Genomic DNA, 21490 nt, shown 5'->3' with positions numbered 1-21490 from the left:
TTGGCACAATTGAAACAGCACGGCGCTACAGCGGTAATCCGTACGGATCTGCGGTAAACTATCGGTTATCTTGTTTAATTCCCGGAATCTCTGCATCCATGCTCAGTTATCGCCACAGCTTTCACGCAGGCAACCACGCCGACGTCCTCAAACACACCGTTCAGAGTCTGATCATTGAATCGCTGAAAGAGAAAGAGAAGCCGTTTCTCTATCTGGACACCCACGCCGGCGCAGGGCGCTACCACCTGAGCAGCGAGCACGCCGAGCGCACCGGCGAATACCTGGAAGGTATCTCCCGCATCTGGCAACAGGATGACCTGCCGGCCGAGCTGGAGCCCTATATATCCGTGGTTCAGCACTTCAACCGCAGCGGCCAGCTGCGCTACTATCCGGGCTCGCCGCTGGTTGCCCGCCATCTGCTGCGCGAGCAGGACAGCCTGCAGCTGACCGAGCTGCATCCGAGCGACTTCCCGCTGCTGCGCGCGGAGTTCCAGAAAGACGAGCGCGCGCGCGTGGAGAAGTCCGATGGCTATCAGCAGCTGAAGGCTAAGCTGCCGCCCGCCTCCCGCCGCGGCCTGATTCTGATCGACCCGCCGTACGAAATTAAAAGCGATTACCAGGCGGTGGTTGCCGGCATTCACGAAGGCTACAAGCGCTTCGCGACCGGCACCTACGCGCTGTGGTACCCGGTGGTCCTGCGTGCGCAGATTAAGCGCATGATCAAAGAGTTAGAAGCAACCGGCATCCGCAAAATCCTGCAGATCGAGCTTGCCGTACGCCCGGATAGCGACCAGCGCGGCATGACCGCGTCGGGGATGATCGTGATTAACCCGCCGTGGAAGCTGGAACAGCAGATGAACAACGTCCTGCCGTGGCTGCACAAAAAGCTGGTGCCGACCGGCATCGGCCACGCAACGGTTAGCTGGATCGTTCCGGAGTAATCGCAGTCATCGACGGAACCTATTGATTTCCGGTATACAATCGCAGCATTCAGATATTAAGGATATGACTCATGAGCAAACATTATGACTACATTGCTATCGGCGGCGGCAGCGGCGGTATTGCCTCCATCAACCGCGCGGCGATGTACGGCCAGAAGTGCGCCCTGATTGAAGCGAAAGATCTGGGCGGCACCTGCGTTAACGTTGGCTGTGTACCGAAGAAGATCATGTGGCACGCGGCGCAGATCCGCGAAGCGATTCACCTGTACGGCCCGGACTACGGTTTCGATACCACCATTAATCACTTCGACTGGGAAAGGCTGGTTGCCAGCCGCAGCGCCTATATCGACCGCATTCATACCTCTTACGACAACGTGCTGGGTAAAAACCGGGTCGACGTGATTAAAGGCTTCGCCCGTTTTATCGACGCCAAAACGATTGAAGTCAACGGCGAAACCCTGACCGCCGATCATATCCTCATCGCCACCGGCGGCCGTCCGAGCCACCCGTCGATTCCGGGCGTAGAGTACGGTATCGACTCCAACGGCTTCTTCGAGCTGCCGGCGCTGCCTAAGCGCGTGGCGGTGGTTGGCGCGGGCTATATTGCCGTTGAGCTGGCGGGCGTGATTAACGGTCTGGGGGCCGAGACGCATCTGTTCGTGCGCAAGCACGCGCCGCTGCGCAGCTTCGATCCGCTGATTGTCGAGACGCTGGTTGAGGTGATGAACGCTGAAGGCCCGCAGCTGCATACCCAGGCCATTCCGCAGGCGGTGGTGAAAAACGCCGACGGCAGCCTGACCCTGACTCTGGAAGATGGCCGCAGCCAGACCGTCGACTGCCTGATTTGGGCCATCGGCCGCGAGCCGGAGACCGATAACTTCAACCTCCAGGCTACCGGGGTGAAGACCAATGACAAAGGCTATATCGTCGTGGATAAGTTCCAGAACACCAGCGTGGCGGGGATCTACGCGGTGGGCGATAACACCGGAGCGGTCGAGCTGACGCCGGTCGCCGTTGCCGCCGGTCGCCGCCTCTCCGAGCGTCTGTTCAACAACAAGCCGGAAGAGCATCTGGACTACAGCAACATCCCGACCGTGGTCTTCAGTCATCCGCCAATCGGCACCGTTGGCTTAACCGAGCCGCAGGCCCGCGAGCAGTACGGCGATGAGGCGGTGAAGGTCTATAAATCGTCCTTTACCGCGATGTACACCGCCGTGACCTCGCACCGCCAGCCGTGCCGCATGAAGCTGGTCTGCGTCGGCCCGGAAGAGAAGATTGTCGGCATTCATGGCATAGGCTTCGGCATGGATGAAATGCTGCAGGGCTTTGCGGTCGCGCTGAAAATGGGCGCTACCAAGAAGGACTTCGACAATACCGTGGCGATTCACCCTACCGCCGCGGAAGAGTTCGTTACTATGCGCTAATCCTCAAGGCCCCGTGCTCACGGGGCCCTTTTCAACGCCTCACGGCGCAGTCGATAATCCGTTCCCGCCGTCTGATTTTGCAAAATCGCATGCCCGATGTAGTTACTTCAGTTAAAGCTATTTTGCAGCACCACCACCGCATTGTGGTTCGCTTTGTCAAAGCCGATATAGCTGGAATAGCCGCCGATATAGCCCACCTGATAGGTAATCTTCTGCCCGCCGATCGTCACGGCAGTCATCGGTGATTGCAAAGCGAATAGGCTGAATTTAACGTCCGCGGCGATGTAAATCTGGACGTTTTTTTATCCTGCCGTCACGCCGTACCGTTATTGCCGTGGCGCATAAATGCCGGACGTTGATTGAGCGCCATATACCAGTGCTCAACCGCCGGCAGTTCCGGGTGGGCAAAAGGGGTCATTTTCCAGCGGTGAACCGACAGGCCGAGCACGATATCCGCCAGCGTAAATTGATTACCCGTCATCCACGCGCCGGTGCGTTGCAGCTGTGATTCAACGATGTGCACGCAGCGGGTCCAGCTGGCAATGCTCTCTTTCAGCGCCGCCGGGTCCTGAAAGCGCGGGTCCTTACGCACCAGCCCCATAAACGCGTAGCGCCAGGCGTTATTAAACTCCGTGGCCTGCCAGTCCATCCAGTGCTCGACCTCGGCTGCAGCCTGCGGCGCGGCGGGCAGCAGATCGTCCCGTCCGGCTTTGCGCGCCAGGTAGCGACAGATGCTGTTTGACTCCCACAGGACAAAGTCGTCATCCAGCAGCACCGGCACCAGGCTGTTCGGGTTCAGCGCACGGAACTCCGCGGTATCAATCGGCTGAAATCCGCTACCGTAATCTTCCTGCTGATACTCAAGGCCCGCTTCTTCGCAGGTCCACAACGCTTTACGGACGTTAATTGATGAGCGTTTACCCAGTATTCTTAGCATTGTCAGGGATTCCTTAACCGAAGGGACGTTTTATTCACCATACTCCATCGGCTGCGCGAGTACAGCCAGCAACGGGGCAGCCTGCCGGATAATATGTAATGACATGTGCGTTGGCTTTCCTCGCTCGCGCTCGCGCCAGCCGCTGGCCTGGGTAAGCTCCCGGGAATTCCCTGCGTTGCCGCCTTCCTGCAACCCAAATGATTTAGGGTATAGTTGATGCTTGCCTTTGTTTGCCTTTTTGCCGATACAGGAGCCCGTGATGCTGACCCCCTTTAACGTTTTAACCCCGGGAAATATCCGTTTTGGTCGCGGCCTGGCGCAGAGCGCTGCGCCCTGGCTGGCCCAGCGCAGCGACAAGGTGCTGCTGGTGCACGGCGCCAGCCCGCAGCGCGCCGACGTTCTGCTGGCCGAACTTCGCGCCCACGCGCTGGAAGTCACGACCCTCTCCATCGCCCATGAGCCCGACCTGCAGGCGATCGAGCAGGGCGTACGCCTGGCCCGCGAAAGGGGCGTCGGGGCGGTGGTGAGCCTCGGGGGCGGCGCGGTTATCGACGCCGGGAAAGCGATCGCCGCGCTGGTGCCGGCATCCGGAGAGGTTATCGAATATCTGGAAGTGGTCGGCAGCGGGCGGGTGCTGGAAGCGCATCCGCTGCCGTTTGTCGCCATCCCCACCACCTCCGGCACCGGAGCCGAGGTGACGAAAAATGCGGTAATTAACGTCGTGCCGCAGCAGCGTAAGGTCAGCCTGCGCGACGACCGGATGCTGCCGGACCTGGCGATCGTCGACCCGTCGCTTACCGATAACGCGCCGCGGGCGGTGACGCTGGGCTCCGGCCTCGATGCGATCACCCAGCTTATCGAACCCTGGCTGTGCACCCGCGCCAACCCGTTTACCGACGCCCTGTGCCGGGAAGCGATCCCGCGCGGCATTAAGGCGCTTAAAACGCTGATGACCAAAGAGTGCCCGCAGAGCCGCGATGAGATGGCCTGGGTCAGCCTGTGCGGCGGCCTGGCGCTGGCCAACGCCGGCCTCGGGGTGATTCACGGCCTCGCGGGGCCGCTGGGCGGCCTGAGCAACGCCTCCCACGGCGCGCTGTGCGGCTGCCTGCTGCCCTTCGGCCTCGCGCTGAATGAATCGCTGGTCACCGATGAAAGCCTGCGCGGGCGCTTCACCGACGTGCGCCGCTGGCTGGCCGACGGGCTCAACGTCGATCCTGGCACCGCCTGGGAGAGCCTGCGCGAATGGAGCCGCGGCGCGGGGCTCGGCAATCTGCATGAACTTGGCGTGGCGCATCGGGCGCTTGAGCCCGCCGCGCTGGCCGCCAGCGGCTCGTCGTCGATGAAAGCCAACCCGGTCACGCTGAGCAGCGAACAGCTGCTGGAGATGCTGGAAGCGGCGTGGGAGTGATCCCATGCCGGCATGAAAAAATAAGATTTTGTTGCAAAACGATTGCTCTGAATTTCTCCGCGCGACTCAGAGCATCAAATCGTAAATTATCATTAAAAATCAAAGAATAATAAAAAACCCCGCTTCAGGATTTTGCGCAGAAGCGTGACCTGACGCACAGTTTACCCCACGAAAACCGAAGCGAATGACTAAGCTTAAAAACCATGCCGGAGAAACCCGGCGCCATTAAGCGACGCGATCCGGAGGTCCGTATCACTATGTCCAGCCAGACATTACGCAACGATAATAGCGATGAGTTGAAGATCGACGTCGATCTGCGCTACGAAGCCGATCCGTATGAGTTAAAACTGGATGAAATGTTCGACGCCGAACCGGAGCCAGAAATTATCGAGGGGTTCCCGGCATCTGACGCCCTGACCCCCGCCGATCGCTATCTGGAGCTGTTTGCCCACGTGCAAAAATCGCGCATTTTCGCCGACAGCAAAACCTTCCCCGACTGCGCGCCAAAGCAGGATCCGCTGGATATTTTAATCCACTACCGGCAGGTGAAGCGCACCCCCGGGTTCGATTTGCGGCAGTTTGTCGAGGATCACTTCTGGCTGCCGGATCATCGCGCGGAGGATTACGTTTCCGATCCTAAGCGATCCCTGAAAGAGCATATCGATCATCTGTGGCCGATCCTCACCCGCGAGCCGCAGGATCATATCCCGTGGTCGTCGCTGCTGGCGCTGCCGCAGTCGTATATCGTGCCCGGCGGCCGCTTTAGCGAGACCTACTACTGGGACTCCTACTTCACGATGCTGGGGCTGGCGGAGAGCGGCCGCGAGGACCTGCTGAAGTGTATGGCGGATAACTTCGCCTGGATGATTGAAACCTACGGCCATATCCCTAACGGCAACCGCACCTACTATCTCAGCCGTTCCCAGCCGCCGGTGTTTGCCCTGATGGTCGAGCTGTTTGAAGAGGACGGCGTACGCGGCGCCCGCCGCTACCTTGAACACCTGAAGATGGAGTACCGCTTCTGGATGGACGGCGCCGAGTCGCTGATCCCCAACCAGGCGTATCGCCACGCGGTGCGCATGCCGGACGGTTCGCTGCTCAACCGCTACTGGGACGATCGCGACACCCCGCGCGACGAGTCCTGGCGCGAAGATGTGGAAACGGCAAAGCGCTCCGGCCGCCCGCCTAACGAGGTGTATCGAGACCTGCGCGCCGGAGCCGCCTCCGGCTGGGACTACTCCAGCCGCTGGCTGCGCGATATTACCCGCCTGGCGAGCATTCGCACCACCCAGTTTATCCCCATCGACTTGAACGCCTTCCTGTTCAAGCTGGAAAATACCATCGCCAATCTCTCCGGCGTGGAGGGCGATCGCGAAACGGAAGCCGCTTTTCGCCAGAAGGCCAGCGACCGCCGGGCGGCGGTGACCCGCTATTTGTGGGACGACGAAGGCGGATGCTTTCGCGACTACGACTGGCGCCGCGAGCAGCTGGCGCTCTTTTCGGCCGCCAGCATCGTGGCGCTGTACGTCGGAATGGCCACCCATGAGCAGGCGGATCGCCTTGCCGACGCCGTGCGGGCCCGTCTGCTGACGCCCGGCGGCATTATGGCCACGGAGTACGAGAGCGGCGAACAGTGGGATAGGCCCAACGGCTGGGCGCCGCTGCAGTGGATGGCGGTGCAGGGCTTTAAAATGTACGGCCAGGACCCGCTCGGCGATGAAATAGCCCAAAGCTGGCTGCAGACGGTGAACCACTTCTACAAGCAGCACCACAAGCTAATTGAGAAGTACCATATTGCCAGCGGCGTCCCGCACGAGGGCGGCGGCGGGGAATACCCGCTGCAGGATGGTTTCGGCTGGACCAACGGCGTGGTGCGTCGGCTGATCGGCCTCTACGGCGAGCCATTATAACCAGGTGCTATTCCTGCGGAGAATGTCCTGCTATGGTCAGGCTATTGACCTGTGCTGGAACCCTTACCGATGCCCGAACTGCTTACGCCACGGCTGCGCTGCTCGCCGCTGCAGCTGGATGACTGGTCCTTCTTTTTAGCCCTGCAGCGCGATCCGCAGGTGATGCTCTATATTGCCGACTCGCGCCCGCTCACCGAGATCCGCGAAGCGTTCGATTCCCGCCTGGCGCCGTGGGCGCCGGGCGCCAGGCACTGGCTGTGCCTGATCGTCCGCGATCGACACACCCATGTGCCGCTCGGCATAACCGGCTATCGGCACCACGAGGACGACTGCGCTGAGGTTGGATTCCTCTTCACTCCCCAGGCCCAGGGCAAAGGTTACGGCTACGAATCGCTGCAGGCATTGTGCGATTTCGCCTTTTCCGCAGGCGGGGTTCGTCGCCTGACCGCCACCGTTACCGCCGGCAACATCGCCTCGAAAAGCCTGTTACAGAAAACCGGCTTTCTGCTGGAGGGCGAGCTGCGCGAATGCTACTGGCTCAACGGCCGCTGGCATAACGACTGGCTATTTGGCCTGCTGCCGCGCGACTATCACCGCTCCGCCTCCGCGGCGGGCTAGCGCCGCGGCCTGGGGGCCTACAGGTACATCCCGCCGGAAACTGATCTGGTCAAGTTAAACAGGACACTTTTTTCTCAGCCATCTGTTCATATCGCACTGGCGATAAATACCCATTCGAAGCATGGTTTCTGTCAAGATTGTAATAACGCATATAGTCTGCAACATCACGTTTCATACCTGCCCGCGTCTGCTGCGGGATCAACAGCACCCATTCATGTTTCAAACTGCCCCAAAAACGCTCCATTACCGCGTTATCCCAGCAGGCGCCAACATCTCCCATGCTGCTTCTGAGTCCGTAACTGGTTAACAGCGTTTGGAAGCGCTTGCTGGTATACTGCGCTCCACGATCGGTATGGACGACCAGCCCTGTCGGTGGATTGCGCAGGTTGTAAGCCTGCATGAGAGCCCGGCAAACCAGCGACGATGTCATTTTCTTGTCAATGTGCCAACCGACGATCCGGCGGGAATATAAATCCATGATCGCAGCCAGGTACAACCAGCCTTCACCCGTTTTCAGATACGTAATATCACTCACCCATATCTGGTCCGGTCCGGGAGGATTGAAGTTCTGATTCAACAGATTTGGTGCAAAATCAGCCCCTTTCTTCGGTTTCGTTGTGACCTTCCAGGCACGGAGTTGCCGGCAGAGAAGTCCCTCTTCGCTCATGATTTTTCTAACGCGCCAACGACTTATGGTGACGCCTTCTTCACGGAGCTTTTTAACCAGCGTTCGGCTCCCGGCACTTTCCCGACTGGCAGAGAATAACGCCTTGAGCATCACCCTGACTGCGGTATCTTTCGACGGGCAGGCTATCGGCTTTTTTCGCCAGGCATACCATGCGGACGGGCTAATGCGCATCACGCGACAAAGCGTCCGTAGCCTGTAATTACCTGCGTTATCGAGGATAAACTGGTATCTCACGACATGTGCTTCGCAAAGAAGGCGCTCGCCTTTTTTAATATTTCCTTCTCAATGCGTAACTCTTTGTTTTCTAGACGTAGCCTTCGGAGTTCAGCTTGTTCATCTTCACTAAGCGGACTTTCATGGCGCTGGCGCGCGGCGGCGACCCAACTGCGCAATGTTTTGGCGCTGATCCCCAAAGAAGTTGCGGCACGCGCAATGGAGTAATTTTGCGTCAGCACCAGGGCCACCGTTTCCTTCTTAAATTCTGGCGTAAATTTTCGCTTCTGATTCACTAAACACCTCCATTTTGGATGTAAGTTTAGTGTCCTGATTATTCGACCACAGCAAACCTCCACGCGCTGGGCGTTCATCCACTGCAGATCGTCGCTCAGCAGCGCCGCTATCGCATCGCCGATATCGTCCGGCAGCCCTACCCGCCCCAGCGCCGTTTGCGCCGCGATATGCTGGTTTACCTGCGCATTATCGCGCACCACGCCGCCGGCAAAGTCCGTCTCAATGGCCCCCGGCGCAATAACGTTCACCGAGATCCCGCGCGCGCCCAGCTCTTTTGCCTGGTAGCGGGTCAGCACCTCCATCGCCCCTTTCATTGATGCATAGGCGGCGTATCCCGGCAGCGCAAAGCGGGCCAGCCCGCTTGAGACGTTGAGGATGCGCCCGCCGTCCTGCAGCAGCGGCAGCAGACGCTGGGTCAGAAAGAACGGGCCTTTAAAATGGATATTCATCAGCTCGTCAAACTGCGCTTCGCGGGTCTCAGCAAAGGCGACGTTGAGACCAATCCCGGCGTTGTTTAATAAATAATCAAAGGTGCCGCGCTGCCAGCGCTGCTGCAGGAGTTTTTCCACCTGCAGAACAAAGCTTTCGAAGCTCGCCGTATCGCCGACGTTAAGCGCTAATGCCGCAGCGTTACCCCCTTTTTGTTCGATTTCAGCGACAACTTCCAGCGCCGCCTGCCGGTTGCTGTGGTAGGTCAGGATAATATCGGTTCCCTTCGCCGCCAGCTTCAGAGCCGCGTTTTTTCCCAATCCACGGCTGCCGCCGGTCACTAAAGCAATACGTTGCGTCATCAGAAACCCCTTATCGGTTGCGTTTGCATCGTTAAAGAGCTTATTAGCTGACAGGAAAACAATAAATACGCTAGATTACGTTTTACTGTTTCTTTGAAAACAACAATGGGCCTCAGGCATGGATAAAATTCACGCAATGCAGCTGTTCATTCGCGTGGCGGAGCTGGAGAGCTTTTCCCGCGCCGCCGACACCCTGGGCCTGCCGAAAGGCAGCGTGTCGCGCCAGATCCAGGCGCTGGAAAGCCACCTCGGCGCACGCCTTCTGCACCGCACCACCCGCCGGGTGCAGCTGACGCAGGACGGGATGGTCTATTACGAGCGCGCTAAAGACCTGTTGAGCAACCTCGAGGAGCTGGACGGAATATTCCAGCACGATCCCTCCAGCATCAGCGGACGGCTGCGGGTAGATATGCCCATCGGCGTGGCAGCAAAGCTGATTATTCCGCGGCTGCCGGCCTTTTTGCAGCAGTATCCGGGGATCGAGCTCGAGCTGAGCAGCAGCGACCGGCTGGTTGACGTGATCCGCGAAGGATTCGACTGCGTCGTTCGCGTCGGCGCGCTGAAAGATTCCGGGCTGATCGCCCGTCCTCTGGGTAAGCTGACGCAAATTAACTGCGCCAGCCCGCAGTATCTGGCGCGCTTCGGCTACCCGCACTCTCTTGACGATCTCGGCGATCATGCCCTGATCCACTATGCCAGCACTCTCGGCGTCCGTCCGGCGGGTTTTGAGGTTGTCAGCGACGGCGCCGCGCGCTGGGTGAAAACCGGCGGCATACTGACCGTCAACAGCACCGAGACCTACCAGGCCGCCTGCCTCGCCGGGCTGGGCATTATTCAGGCGCCGCGCATCGGCGTTCGTGACGCGCTGCGTACCGGCGAGCTGATTGAAATTCTGCCGCAATACCGCGCGGAACCGCTGCCGGTCTCGATTATCTATCCGCATCGGCGCAATCTTTCGCGCCGCGTACACCTGTTTATGGAGTGGCTGGGTAAGGTGATGAAAGAGTACGTCGATTAACCCGCGGCGGGCCCGTTTTGCCTGCCGGCGCGCGGTCGGGTTTACCGCTCCGCCGCCGCAATCGGCATTTTGCGTATATAATTTTTGCTGAATCTCGCTGTAAAGAAAGGAAGAAATAACTAATGACACCGGAAAACGACGCCACACGCCCGACCCAGGATCCGGGCCAGCAGCCGGAAAAAAGTAAAAGCAAGCTGGCCGCCATCAACGAATCCGCCGTGGGGCAGAAAGCGAACCAGGCGCTGAAAAGCGTGACCGGGACGGCGGAAAAGGTCCAGCGGAATCCGATTATTGCGCACCTGATCCGCGCGGCCGAGCGCTTCAACGACCGCCTGGGCAATCAGTTCGGCGCGGCCATCACCTACTTCTCGTTTCTGTCGATGATCCCGATACTGATGGTCTCCTTCGCCGCCGCCGGCTTTGTCCTCACCTGGCATCCGACGCTGCTGCAGGACATCTTCGATAAAATCCTGCTCAACGTCAGCGATCCGACGCTGGCGGCGACGCTGAAGAACACCATCAGTACCGCGGTTCAGCAGCGCACCACCGTCGGCATCGTCGGACTGCTGGTCGCGCTCTATTCCGGCATTAACTGGATGGGCAACCTGCGGGAAGCCATTCGCGCCCAGTCCCGCGACGTCTGGGAACGTACGCCGCAGGATCAGGAAAAGATCTGGGTAAAATACTTCCGCGACTTTATTTCATTAATCGGCCTGCTGGTCGCCCTGATTATTACCCTCTCCATTACCTCCATTGCCGGCGCCGCGCAGCAGACCATTATCTCCGCGCTGTATCTCGATAACATTGAGTGGCTAAAACCGGCCTGGCGGCTGATTGGCCTCGGGATCTCGATTTTCGCCAACTACCTGCTGTTTTTCTGGATATTCTGGCGTCTGCCGCGCCACCGTCCGCGGCGCAAGGCGCTGATTCGCGGCACGCTGATTGCGGCAATCGGCTTTGAGGTGATTAAAATCGTCATGACCTGGACGCTGCCGGCGCTGGTGAAGTCGCCGTCGGGCGCCGCGTTTGGCTCCGTTTTAGGGCTGATGGCCTTTTTCTATTTCTTCGCGCGCCTGACGCTTTTCTGCGCGGCGTGGATTGCCACCGCCGAGTATAAAGACGACCGCCGGATGCCGGGGAAAACCCACGATTGATGCCGTAGCGGGCTGAATGGAGAGGTATCATTCAGCCCGATCGATCATTTCAGCAGATAAATCCAATGCGTAACTTTTATTTAACCTAAACCTGGTTTTATCTGCCATTATTTTATTTATGTGAAGCATTTCATAGAAGATATTTTACAGGCACGAAAATTATCCGCTTTTTGCCCATTTTTTCGCCTCTCCCGCCCCCTGTTACAGATTGAAATGTCGCTTTTGCTGTGGCTATATGGCCTTTCGTTCGCTAAAAATAAGAAAGATCTATGCAAGCCACAGCCACCACGCTCGACAAGGCGCAGGAAACCACACCGGTTAACTCGCGCAATAAGGTCGTCGTTGCCTCACTCATCGGTACCGCCATTGAGTTCTTCGACTTCTACATTTACGCCACCGCCGCGGTTATCGTGTTTCCGCATATCTTCTTCCCGCAGGGCGATCCGGCCGCCGCGACGCTACAGTCGCTGGCAACCTTCGCCATTGCCTTCGTCGCGCGCCCGATTGGCTCAGCGCTGTTCGGCCACTTCGGCGATCGCGTCGGCCGTAAGGTGACGCTGGTCGCCTCGCTGCTGACCATGGGGATCTCTACCGTAGTCATCGGCCTGCTGCCGGGCTATGAGAGCATCGGCATTCTGGCGCCGATGCTGCTGGCGCTGGCGCGCTTTGGTCAGGGGCTGGGCCTGGGCGGCGAATGGGGCGGCGCGGCGCTGCTGGCCACCGAGAACGCCCCGCCGCGCAAGCGCGCGCTGTACGGCTCCTTCCCGCAGCTGGGCGCGCCGATCGGCTTCTTCTTCGCCAACGGCACCTTCCTGCTGCTCTCCTGGCTGCTGACCGACCAGCAGTTTATGGCGTGGGGCTGGCGCGTACCGTTTATCTTCTCCGCGGTGCTGGTGATTATCGGGCTGTATGTCCGCGTTTCGCTGCATGAAACGCCGGTCTTCGCCAAAATCGCCGCGGCGAAGAAACAGGTGAAAATCCCGCTGGGGACGCTGCTGACTAAGCACGTGCGGGTCACCGTGCTCGGCACCTTTATCATGCTGGCCACCTATACCCTGTTCTATATCATGACCGTCTACTCGATGACCTTCAGCACCGGCGCGGCGCCGGTGGGCCTCGGCCTGCCGCGCAATGAAGTGCTGTGGATGCTGATGATGGCGGTGATTGGCTTTGGCGTGATGGTGCCGGTTGCCGGCCTGCTGGCGGACGCGTTTGGCCGTCGTAAGAGCATGATCGTCATCACTTCGATGATTATTCTCTTCGCTCTGTTCGCCTTTAAACCGCTGCTGGGTTCCGGTCAGCCGGCGCTGGTCTTCGCGTTTCTGCTGATCGGCTTAAGCCTGATGGGGCTGACCTTCGGCCCAATGGGCGCCCTGCTGCCGGAGCTGTTCCCGACGGAAGTACGCTACACCGGCGCATCGTTCTCCTATAACGTATCCTCGATTCTTGGCGCCTCCGTTGCGCCCTATATCGCCGCCTGGCTGCAGGGCAACTACGGCCTGACGGCGGTGGGGATCTATCTGGCTTCGATGGCCGCGCTGACGCTGATTGCGCTGCTGCTGACCCACGAAACCCGCCACCGGTCGCTGTAACCCTTTACTGCCCGGCGCGCCGCGCCGGGCATCTCTCCTCTACTCTTCTACTTTTTCATCTGCGATAAAATCGTCTGACACTGGTTGGCTTCGCCCTCCGCCGGCGACACCAGCGCCAGCAGCGCCGCCGCCGGCGTGACCAGCGTCGCCAGCGCGGCCGCAACCGCACCGCGCGCAATCAGCGGCCCCACCTTCACCCCGGCGTTCGGCGATTTAAACGTGCCGCGCACGTACAGCGGCGAGCGCAGGGTAATAATGCGCAGCCCCTTGCTTTCGGGGTCGATGGTTAAGTCGAGCTGCTCCGAGGCGAAGCTGGCGGTGCCGGTGACGTTAATCAGCGCATTTTCGGTATCAAAGGCAAAGATCTGCGGCCGCGCGACGCCGTTAACCACGTCAACGTTCGCCGCCGCGCAGTTGACCCGCACCTCGTCGTCGCCAAAGATCTGCCCGATAAGATAGTTACCGACGTTCAGCCCCAGAATTTCCATCAGGTTGCGGCTAATCAGGCCATCGTTCATCAGCAGCTTGATATTGCCGTTGCTGTTGCCCAGCAGCGCCGCCACCGAGTTACCGGTGCCACGCAGCTGCATATCGCCGTTCATCTCGCCGAGGGTCTTCTGCATCATCTCCACCTTCGGCATCAGCGCCTTGAGCTTCAGGCGCCTGGCCTGCAGGTTGGCGCTGCCCTGCAGCGGCTTTTTATCGCCCTGCAGGTGCAGGCTGCCGGCGATGGTGCCGTTGGCGAGGCCAAAGCGCAGCGGCTGCAGGCGCAAATCGCCGCGCTCGAGGATAACGTGGGTATTGAGGTCGCTAATCGGCAACGTGCCGCCGTGTTCAATCCGCCGCCCCTTGAAGCGGACGTCGGCATCCATCAGCTGCCACTTATCGGTCTCGAAGCGATCGTAGGGCAGGACTTTCCCGGCCGGCTGCGGCGCCGCTTCGCCTTTACGCTGCCCGGTTTTGCTCGCCTTACCGTCTGCGTTCACGCCAATCAGCGGCCCGAGGTCCGCCAGGCGCAGCTGGCGGGACTCCACGTCGCCCTCCAGCTTCGGCCGCGGCTTGCCGGTGGTGTAGGTCATGGAGCCGTGAATATCGCTTTCGCCGATGCGGCCGTTAAAATCGCGATAGCTAAAGCGCGATCCGCTCTGCTGATTGAAGACCGCCCGCAGGCGTCCGTCGGTGGAGAACGCCGGCGTATCCGGAAGGACGATGCCGGTGAGATCGTATAAATCCCCCAGCGAATCGCCGGAGAACTTGAGGCGCAGATCGACGCCGCCGAGGCTGAGCGGGTCGTTCACCGTCCCGCTAAAGGCTACCCGGGTATTGCCGGAGCGAAAGTCGCCCTGCAGCGGGAACGGCGTCCCCTCGCTGCGCAGCGCCAGCATGCCGCCAATTTTACCGCTGCCGGAGAGCGGCTGGTCACGATAGCTCCCCTTCGCCGTCAGCCCAAAAACGTAGTCCGCCACCTTCTGCGGCCCCTCTTTGTCTGCCGTACCGGTGACCTCGCTAAACGGCAGCGGTTTGCCCAGCGGGTCGACCGTCAGGGTAATATCGGCGCGCGTCACTTTGTCGGTATTGGCGATCCGCCCGCGATCGAAGAGAATATTATCCAGCCGGAAAGACCAGTCGGATGGCGCGGCCTGGCTGGCCGCAGCGTCGTCCGAACCGAGGGTAAAGGTCCAGTTATTGCTTTTCTCAGAGAGCCTGATCAGCCGGGCATCGGGCTGCTGCAGCTTAATCCACGGTAGATACACCGTTTTGCTCAGCAGCGACAGCGGCGCCAGCGTGGCTTCGACGCGCGGCAGGTGCACCATCACGACCTGCGGGATATCCGGCGGGTTGCCGAGGACGATATCTTCGGCATGGACGTGCGGCCAGGGCACCCAGCTCCGCCAGCCCCGCTCGTCGCGCTGCCGCTCCCAGACCACGCCGAGGTCGCCGCGAATGGCAAATGGCCGGTTCAGTTCGGCGGAGACCTTCTGGTTAATGGTTGGCTTCAGGCGGTTCCAGTCAAAGGTCGCCAGCACGATGAAAAACAGAACAATAACCAGGACTATCGTTCCCGAGATAATGGCAATCGTCTTGCGGGTTGTGGTCATACCCTCTCAGCTCCTTTGCTCCTCGTCAGTCCTGAATATAGTTGAAAAGCGCATCTTTCTCCGCCAAATGCGCTTTTCGTCACATTACGCGCGCGATGTCAAAAAAATAATGGAACGATGTTTTAATATGATTGACCATAAAAACGACGCGGCGCACACTAGCGCTAATTTCGATTCAATCTCGGGTCATGATGATGTCTAAAAAAATTGCCGTTATCGGCGAATGTATGATTGAGCTGTCAGAGAAAAACGCGGCGGTAAACCGTGGATTTGGCGGCGATACCTTGAATACCTCGGTCTATATTGCGCGTCAGACCGACGCCAGCGCGCTCGCCGTGCACTACGTGACCGCGCTGGGGACGGACGCGTTCAGCCAGCAGATGCTGGAGTCCTGGCAGGCTGAGGAGGTCAAAACCGACCTGATCCAGCGCATGGCCGATCGTCTGCCGGGGCTGTACTACATCGAAACCGACGATACCGGCGAGCGCACGTTCTACTACTGGCGCAACGAAGCGGCGGCAAAATTCTGGCTCGAAAGCGAGCAGTCCGCCGCGATCTGCGAAGAGCTGGCGACCTTTGACTACCTCTATCTCAGCGGAATCAGCCTCGCCATTCTCAGCCCGCAGAGCCGCGAGAAGCTGCTCACGCTGCTGTGCGAATGCCGCGCTAACGGCGGGCAGGTGATCTTCGACAATAACTACCGCCCGCGCCTGTGGGCCAGCAAAGAAGAGACTCAGCAGGTTTATCAGCAAATGCTGACCTGTACCGATATCGCCTTCCTGACGCTGGATGACGAAGATGCGCTATGGGGTGAAAAACCGGTAGCAGAGGTGATTGCCCGCACGCACGCCGCCGGCGTCAAAGAGGTGGTGGTAAAACGCGGGGCGGATTCGTGCCTGGTGTCGATTGTCGGCGAGCCGCAGCAGGAGATCCCAGCCGTGAAGCTGGCGAAAGAGAAGGTGGTGGATACCACCGCCGCCGGCGATTCGTTTAGCGCCGGCTACCTCGCAGTGCGCCTGACCGGCGGCGACGCGAAGTCCGCAGCCGCCCGCGGGCACCTGACCGCCAGCACGGTGATTCAGCATCGCGGGGCTATTATTCCGCGCGAAGCGATGCCGCAGTAACGCTCGCCCGGGCTACGCCATAGCGGCCGCAGCCCGGGAAGCCCCTCGTCAACCGGCCTACTGGGCGGGGGGAATATCCGTTGCGTCGCTGTGCGCGTCGGCCGCCTCGCCGCCTCCGACCGTCGCCGTTGGCGCAGGCAGCATCAGTTTCTCCCACGTCGCCTTCAGATCCTTCATGTTAAATTCCGGCTCGCCCTGCGGCTGCTGCAGCACCAGCGCCATATCCTGCGACAGCTGCTGGCGCAGATACTGATTCAGCATATCGACGGTCAGAGAATTAAGGAACTCCTGGCGCAGCTTCTGGTACTGCTCCGGCGCGATATCCACCACCTGATTCTGCAGCGAGCGGACGCGCTGGCTGATCAAAATATCGGTATCGGTACGCGCGTAGGTGGCGAAGAGCTTTTGCAGTTCGAGATTTTTCTGCGCCAGCAGGGTATCGAACTCTTCCTGCGGTAGCCCGTTATCGCGGACCTTCGCCAGCTCGCGGGATACCGCGATCAGGTTCGCGTTGAGCTTGTTGCCCGGCGATTCAATGTTGATCGCGCACTGGGCGCGCTGGTACAGCACCCGGCAGTCAAAGCCGAGGCTCACGTCTTTGATATTGTTTTTGCTCAAGTTCTGCTGCACGTGCCAGAACAGCGCCTCGCGCGCCAGATCGTCGCGCCAGTAGTGCTGCAGCGCGACCGAATCGCGAATCGGCTGCCACGGAGAGTCCCACATGAGCGACAGCTTATCCTGACGCACGGTATTGGTCATAATGCTGACCGGCGTCGTCGGCAGCGGAGCCAGCGTCGGCACCGCGGCCGGCGTTTCCCGTTTGCCCTTCAGCTCGCCGAAGTTTTTGTTAATTTGCTCCGCGACGCTGCGGCTATCGACGTTACCCACCACGATCAGCGTCATGGCGTCCGGGGTGTACCACTTCTGATAAAACTCTTTCAGCTGCGCAACATCGAGCGGATTTTTCAGCGACGCGGCGGGGTCATGCCCCAGCATGGCAGAGCCTTTCAGGCGATAGCGCCACCAGCCCTCTTTGGTATCCAGCGGCCAGGTCGCCACCATATCGCTGCCCTGCAGGGCGTGATTTACCGCTTCCGGCGTTACCGTCAGCTTCCCGCTGGCGTCAGCCAGCCAGCTCAGCGCCTCTTTCAGCAGATCGTTGCGGTTATTCGGCAGGCTCAGGTTAAACATGGTGTCGCTATAGGAGACGATCGCCGGCGGTAGCGGGCGGCTCGGATCGATGCTCTGCTGCCACAGGGAGCGCGCCTGCATCGTCGGCAGGCTGCCGCTCTGCGTCAAGGCCAGGCGGGGAATAAAGCGGCTAAAACCGCTCTGCTGAGTGCTTTCGCTCAGCGAGCCAATATTGACGAACAGGCGGACTTCAATACGATCGCTAGGACGCTGCGGAGTGGCTAAAACCTGCCACTGAAGCCCGTTGGCGAGAGTTCCCTGTTGCCAGGCCGGGTCCGGCTGGAGCGCTTCTGCTTGCACATAACCGGCCGCTGCCATCATCAGCAAACCACCCGTTAAGAGTTGAATTTTTGTGCCCTGCATGTGAACCCCTGATGAACGTTCCTGGTTACAAAAGCAGCCCGCTGGAGGGCTGCCAAAAATATGGTGAGTAAGTACGTCGGTTAGACCACGCGGAGAGGAAAATGTCGCACGGAGACGTAAAATAATCATTTAGTATCACTCCCCAACCCAGGGGAGCGATACCTAATTATGCGCAGGAGGCCGGAGTCCAGCAAGGGACAACGGCCTAACAGATGGATTTAAGAGGATAATTCTTGCGATTTGTTCGCCGGAGTGCGGTTATTCAGGACATCATCCAGCTGTTGGGTATCCAGCTCTTTCACCCATTTCGCCACCACGATAGTCGCCACGCCGTTGCCCACCAGGTTGGTCAGGGCGCGCGCTTCGGACATAAAGCGGTCGATACCGAGGATCAGCGCCAGGCCGGCAACCGGTAAATGGCCCACCGCGGAAAGCGTGGCTGCCAGGACGATAAAACCGCTGCCGGTAACGCCCGCGGCGCCTTTCGAGGAGAGCAGCAGCACCACCAGCAGCGTTATCTGATGGAAAATATCCATATGGCTGTTGGTCGCCTGGGCGATAAATACCGCCGCCATCGTCAGGTAGATGGAGGTACCGTCGAGGTTGAAGGAGTAGCCGGTTGGGATCACCAGCCCCACCACCGATTTACGGCAACCCAGCTTCTCCATCTTATCCAGCATGCGCGGCAGCGCCGATTCGGACGAGGAGGTCCCGAGCACAATCAGCAGCTCTTCGCGGATATAGCGGATAAATTTAAAGATGCTAAAGCCGGTCATCCGCGCGATGGTGCCCAGCACCACCACCACAAACAGAATACAGGTCAGGTAGAAGCAGACGATCAGCTGGCCCAGCTACACGAGGGTGCCGACGCCATATTTCCCGATGGTAAAGGCCATCGCCCCGAAGGCGCCAATCGGCGCGAGGCGCATAATCATGTTGATGATGCCGAAGATCACCTGCGAGAAGCTTTCGATAACGTTGAAAATCAGCTGGCCCTTGCTGCCCAGACGGTGCAGGGCAAAACCAAACAGCACCGCAAACATCAGCACCTGCAGGATATTGCCGCTGGCAAACGCGCCAATTACGCTGCCGGGGATAATATCCAGCAGGAAGGCGACGATGCCCTGATCTTTTGCCTGCTCGGCGTAGACCGCCACGGCCTTCGCATCGAGGGTCGCCGGATCGACGTTCATACCGCCGCCGGGTTGCACGACGTTGACGATGATCAGGCCGATAATCAGCGCGATAGTACTGACGACTTCAAAATAGAGGAGCGCGACCGCACCGGTACGGCCAACGGCCTTCATACTTTCCATCCCGGCAATCCCCGTCACGACGGTGCAGAAGATAACCGGAGCAATAATCATTTTAATCAGCTTAACGAAGGCGTCGCCGAGGGGTTTCATCTGCGCGCCCAGTTCCGGGTAGAAATGGCCCAGCAGAATACCGATCGCAATGGCCGACAAAACCTGAAAATAGAGGCTTTTGAAGAAGGAGGTTTTCATAGGGTGTCCTTTGGGTATAACCACAGACCTGGAAGGGTTATATGGCGTCTGTGGCTTAAAAGTAACACCCGGGAAACATTTCAGAAATAACTAAGCGTAATATTGCAACGAAATTGTTAAAAACTTTGAGCTGACTCGCACAAGTCAGCATCCCGTTACAGGTTTTCACCCTCTTCATTCAGCGGTAAAAACTGCGCCGCAAACGCCTCCTGCGGTAAGGCGCAACCGAACAGGGAGCCCTGAGCCGTCTCGACGCCGGCCTCATGCAGCCAGCGGCGCTGCTCCTCTCTCGCTACGCCTTCCGCCACGATGCGCAGGTTAAGACCGCGCGCCAGCTGAATAATCGCCGGCGCCATGCTGACATCTTCGGGCAGCATATCGATGAAAGCCTTATCGATTTTCAGGATATCCACCGGCAGCGGCTTCATATGCTGGAGCTGGCGCAACCCGGCGTAACCCATGCCAAAATCATCGAGGGCGATGCGCACGCCCGCCTCGCGCAGCGGGCGCAGCAGGGAGACCACCATCTGCGGATCGTCCAGCCGGCGGCTTTCGGTAATGTCGATAATCAACGTGCCCGGCGCAATACGATAGCGCGCGAGCAGGGTCAGCATCTCTGCGCCCCGGTCGTGATGCAGCAGCTGCAGCAGCGACACGTTTACCGATAGCGGCAGCATAATGCCCCGGCTTTGCCATGCCGCAAGCTGGCGACAGGCCTCTTCCATCACCCAGTAGCCGACCGGAACGATCAGCCCGCAGGCCTCAATACGCGCCATCAGATCCGGCGGCAGCAGCCAGCTGCCGTCCTCCTGGCGCTGGCGCAGCAGGACCTCCGCGCCGCACACTTCGCCGCTGGCGGTATTCACCTGCGGCTGCAGCCAGATGGCGAAGCGCTGATTTTCCAGCGCGGCCAGAATATCGTGCTCCTCCATCAGCCGACGCTGCGCCTTCTCCATCTGCTGCGGATCGAAAAATTCAATCTGGTTTTTACCTTTGCGCCGCGCGGCGACGGCGGCGGAAAACGCCCGTCGGTAGAGCTGCTCCGCGCTCAGTTCGCCATTAAACATCGCAATTCCGACGCTGGCGCAGGGGCGAAGCTGAATACCCTGCAGCGGCAGGCTCTCGCTGATAGCAGTGAGCACTTGCTTACTTAATGTCACCGCCTGCCAGGGCTCGGTGATGCCGCTGGCCAGAATCGCAAAGTCATAGCCGCTAACCTGCGCCAGCACCATACGCGATGGGATGATTGCCCGCAGCTTTTCCACCAGGGTCAGCAGCAGTATTTCGCGCTGGGCCTCTTTCAGGACGCCGGCGGTATCCTGCAGCGTTTCGCAGGCGACCACCAGCAGCGCCGAGGTTTGCGGGCGCGCCACCGCCTGCTCAAGCAGCGCCATCAGGAAGGCCTTATTCGGCAGGTCAGAGACCGGGAAGCGGGTGGACTGTAAAGAGAGCTCATCGTGCCGGCGCAGCAGGGTTTGCTGGTTGCGATTGTAGCTGCGCACCAGCATGCCTATCTCATCATCATGATGCAGCCGCGACAGGGTCAGCTGATGCCCGAGACGCTCCTGCTGCGGAACATCGTTGAGTTCACGCGCCACCTTGCGCAGCGGACGGACGATCAGCCGGTTGATGCACCAGGTGATCGCCACCGTCAGAACCAGCACCAGCAGGAAGTAAGCAGTCACCAACGTAGAAAGCGTACTCATCACGAATTTATACATCTGGTATGAGTCGGCCTGCAGCACCAGATAGGCAAGCGGCTGCGGATTAGCGGGTCGTTCCTGGGAGTAGATCGGCAGCGATATCTGTACCGGCAGCTCAAACATACGGGTAATCATCACCGGAACCGGGCGCTCGGGAATAAAGCGCATCCGCAGCGCCTGAAACTGGTTCGGCAGCACCACGTCCGCCCGGCTGACGATGCCAGCAGGCTGGATACGACCGAGAATGGTTTCCGCCTCCGGAATATCCGCCTTCAGAATAGCCGCGGAGAGCGGTTCGCGAACGGAACGGGCGATGCTTTCTAACTGCGTGGCCGTAGTAAAGCGGCTCTGTTGCACAAAGTGAAAGAGCAAAATAGAGCAAAAAACCAATACAAAGGCCATGGACACGCCTGCGACCATCGCCATCTGTTTAATTGTAAGTGAGCGGCTGACGCGCAACTGTGTTCTCCACTGATACTGAATGCTGTCCGGATTCCGTCCATCAACGCCGGTA

At 59.4% G+C, this 21490-nt stretch carries 14 protein-coding genes and 3 pseudogenes; 9 read left to right on the top strand and 8 right to left on the bottom strand.

Translation table 11 applies throughout. From position 1 onward, the window contains the following. Positions 1–98: 98 nt before the first annotated feature. Positions 99–941, top strand: coding sequence for a 23S rRNA (adenine(2030)-N(6))-methyltransferase RlmJ (locus AC1M2H_RS01365; RefSeq protein WP_480150016.1), 843 nt, complete (start codon positions 99–101; stop codon positions 939–941). A 71-nt stretch (positions 942–1012) separates the two neighbouring features. Further along, a complete protein-coding gene (gene gorA / locus AC1M2H_RS01360) occupies positions 1013–2365 on the top strand; it encodes a glutathione-disulfide reductase (protein ID WP_480150015.1) in 1353 nt (450 codons plus the stop codon). 17 nt (positions 2366–2382) lie between these two features. On the opposite strand, the pseudogene AC1M2H_RS01355 reads toward gorA, so the two are convergent. After that, positions 2383–2592 (bottom strand): annotated as a pseudogene (locus tag AC1M2H_RS01355) (serine hydrolase domain-containing protein); the annotation flags it as partial. Positions 2593–2678: 86 nt separating this feature from the next. Further along, complete coding sequence (locus AC1M2H_RS01350; protein WP_480150014.1) at positions 2679–3302, bottom strand: glutathione S-transferase family protein; 624 nt, start codon at positions 3300–3302, stop codon at positions 2679–2681. 259 nt (positions 3303–3561) lie between these two features. On the opposite strand from AC1M2H_RS01350, the gene AC1M2H_RS01345 reads away from it, so the two are divergent. The 3 genes from AC1M2H_RS01345 to AC1M2H_RS01335 all read left to right on the top strand — a co-directional run bounded on the left by AC1M2H_RS01345 (position 3562) and on the right by AC1M2H_RS01335 (position 7238). Beyond that, positions 3562–4710 carry an iron-containing alcohol dehydrogenase gene (locus AC1M2H_RS01345; RefSeq protein ID WP_480150013.1) on the top strand — a complete coding sequence of 383 codons (1149 nt, stop codon included), beginning with the start codon at positions 3562–3564 and terminating at the stop codon, positions 4708–4710. 257 nt (positions 4711–4967) lie between these two features. Continuing rightward, complete coding sequence (locus AC1M2H_RS01340) at positions 4968–6620, top strand: alpha,alpha-trehalase (RefSeq protein ID WP_480151816.1); 1653 nt, start codon at positions 4968–4970, stop codon at positions 6618–6620. Positions 6621–6689: 69 nt separating this feature from the next. Beyond that, a complete protein-coding gene (locus AC1M2H_RS01335) occupies positions 6690–7238 on the top strand; it encodes a GNAT family N-acetyltransferase (RefSeq protein ID WP_480150012.1) in 549 nt (182 codons plus the stop codon). A 49-nt stretch (positions 7239–7287) separates the two neighbouring features. Here the strand turns inward: AC1M2H_RS01335 and AC1M2H_RS01330 are convergent. Both AC1M2H_RS01330 and AC1M2H_RS01325 read right to left on the bottom strand, forming a co-directional pair. Further along, a protein-coding gene (locus AC1M2H_RS01330; protein WP_480151815.1) for an IS3 family transposase occupies positions 7288–8474 on the bottom strand; the annotation gives its coding sequence in 2 pieces (ribosomal slippage) (positions 7288–8198 and positions 8198–8474; 1188 coding nt in all). Next, a pseudogene (locus AC1M2H_RS01325) lies at positions 8472–9227 on the bottom strand (SDR family NAD(P)-dependent oxidoreductase); the annotation flags it as partial. The gene AC1M2H_RS01330 and the pseudogene AC1M2H_RS01325, both read right to left, overlap by 3 nt. A gap of 118 nt (positions 9228–9345) precedes the next feature. Between AC1M2H_RS01325 and AC1M2H_RS01320 the strand changes: the two are divergent. The 3 genes from AC1M2H_RS01320 (at position 9346) to AC1M2H_RS01310 (ending at position 12991) form a co-directional block, all read left to right on the top strand. After that, positions 9346–10245 (top strand): LysR family transcriptional regulator, encoded by a 900-nt coding sequence (locus AC1M2H_RS01320; RefSeq protein ID WP_480150011.1) that lies wholly within the window; start codon positions 9346–9348, stop codon positions 10243–10245. Between the two features lie 122 nt (positions 10246–10367). Then, entirely contained in the window at positions 10368–11399 is a 1032-nt protein-coding gene (gene yhjD, locus AC1M2H_RS01315) for an inner membrane protein YhjD (RefSeq protein ID WP_480150010.1), read from the top strand. 269 nt (positions 11400–11668) lie between these two features. Then, positions 11669–12991: an MFS transporter gene (locus AC1M2H_RS01310; RefSeq protein WP_480150009.1), complete on the top strand. Its 1323-nt coding sequence runs from the start codon at positions 11669–11671 to the stop codon at positions 12989–12991. Between the two features lie 47 nt (positions 12992–13038). On the opposite strand, the gene AC1M2H_RS01305 is transcribed toward AC1M2H_RS01310, so the two are convergent. Further along, positions 13039–15090 (bottom strand): AsmA family protein, encoded by a 2052-nt coding sequence (locus AC1M2H_RS01305; RefSeq protein WP_480150008.1) that lies wholly within the window; start codon positions 15088–15090, stop codon positions 13039–13041. Positions 15091–15284: 194 nt separating this feature from the next. On the opposite strand from AC1M2H_RS01305, the gene kdgK reads away from it, so the two are divergent. Next, a complete protein-coding gene (gene kdgK / locus AC1M2H_RS01300; protein ID WP_480151814.1) occupies positions 15285–16214 on the top strand; it encodes a 2-dehydro-3-deoxygluconokinase in 930 nt (309 codons plus the stop codon). 57 nt (positions 16215–16271) lie between these two features. Here kdgK and AC1M2H_RS01295 read toward each other — a convergent pair whose 3' ends face one another. From AC1M2H_RS01295 to hmsP, 3 genes and pseudogenes are all read right to left on the bottom strand, one after another. Next, positions 16272–17768, bottom strand: coding sequence for a M16 family metallopeptidase (locus AC1M2H_RS01295; RefSeq protein ID WP_480150007.1), 1497 nt, complete (start codon positions 17766–17768; stop codon positions 16272–16274). A 218-nt stretch (positions 17769–17986) separates the two neighbouring features. Next, positions 17987–19273: pseudogene (locus AC1M2H_RS01290) on the bottom strand (dicarboxylate/amino acid:cation symporter). 155 nt (positions 19274–19428) lie between these two features. Next, on the bottom strand, positions 19429–21435 hold the full coding sequence (hmsP, locus tag AC1M2H_RS01285) for a biofilm formation regulator HmsP (RefSeq protein WP_480150006.1): 2007 nt from the start codon (positions 21433–21435) through the stop codon (positions 19429–19431). Positions 21436–21490 lie beyond the last annotated feature (55 nt).

Source organism: Klebsiella sp. F11 (genome assembly GCF_056712265.1).
The sequence above is the reverse complement of the archived record's forward strand: the minus strand, read 5'-3'. Positions and strand labels throughout refer to the sequence as shown.

Excerpts from the sequence above, each read along its gene's own strand:
- AC1M2H_RS01365 (WP_480150016.1), top strand. The coding sequence starts at position 99 with ATGCTCAGTTATCGCCACAGCTTTCACGCAGGCAACCACGCCGACGTC.
- gorA (WP_480150015.1), top strand. The coding sequence starts at position 1,013 with ATGAGCAAACATTATGACTACATTGCTATCGGCGGCGGCAGCGGCGGT.
- AC1M2H_RS01350 (WP_480150014.1), bottom strand. The coding sequence starts at position 3,302 with ATGCTAAGAATACTGGGTAAACGCTCATCAATTAACGTCCGTAAAGCG.
- AC1M2H_RS01345 (WP_480150013.1), top strand. The coding sequence starts at position 3,562 with ATGCTGACCCCCTTTAACGTTTTAACCCCGGGAAATATCCGTTTTGGT.
- AC1M2H_RS01340 (WP_480151816.1), top strand. The coding sequence starts at position 4,968 with ATGTCCAGCCAGACATTACGCAACGATAATAGCGATGAGTTGAAGATC.
- AC1M2H_RS01335 (WP_480150012.1), top strand. The coding sequence starts at position 6,690 with ATGCCCGAACTGCTTACGCCACGGCTGCGCTGCTCGCCGCTGCAGCTG.
- AC1M2H_RS01320 (WP_480150011.1), top strand. The coding sequence starts at position 9,346 with ATGGATAAAATTCACGCAATGCAGCTGTTCATTCGCGTGGCGGAGCTG.
- yhjD (WP_480150010.1), top strand. The coding sequence starts at position 10,368 with ATGACACCGGAAAACGACGCCACACGCCCGACCCAGGATCCGGGCCAG.
- AC1M2H_RS01310 (WP_480150009.1), top strand. The coding sequence starts at position 11,669 with ATGCAAGCCACAGCCACCACGCTCGACAAGGCGCAGGAAACCACACCG.
- AC1M2H_RS01305 (WP_480150008.1), bottom strand. The coding sequence starts at position 15,090 with ATGACCACAACCCGCAAGACGATTGCCATTATCTCGGGAACGATAGTC.
- kdgK (WP_480151814.1), top strand. The coding sequence starts at position 15,285 with ATGTCTAAAAAAATTGCCGTTATCGGCGAATGTATGATTGAGCTGTCA.
- AC1M2H_RS01295 (WP_480150007.1), bottom strand. The coding sequence starts at position 17,768 with ATGCAGGGCACAAAAATTCAACTCTTAACGGGTGGTTTGCTGATGATG.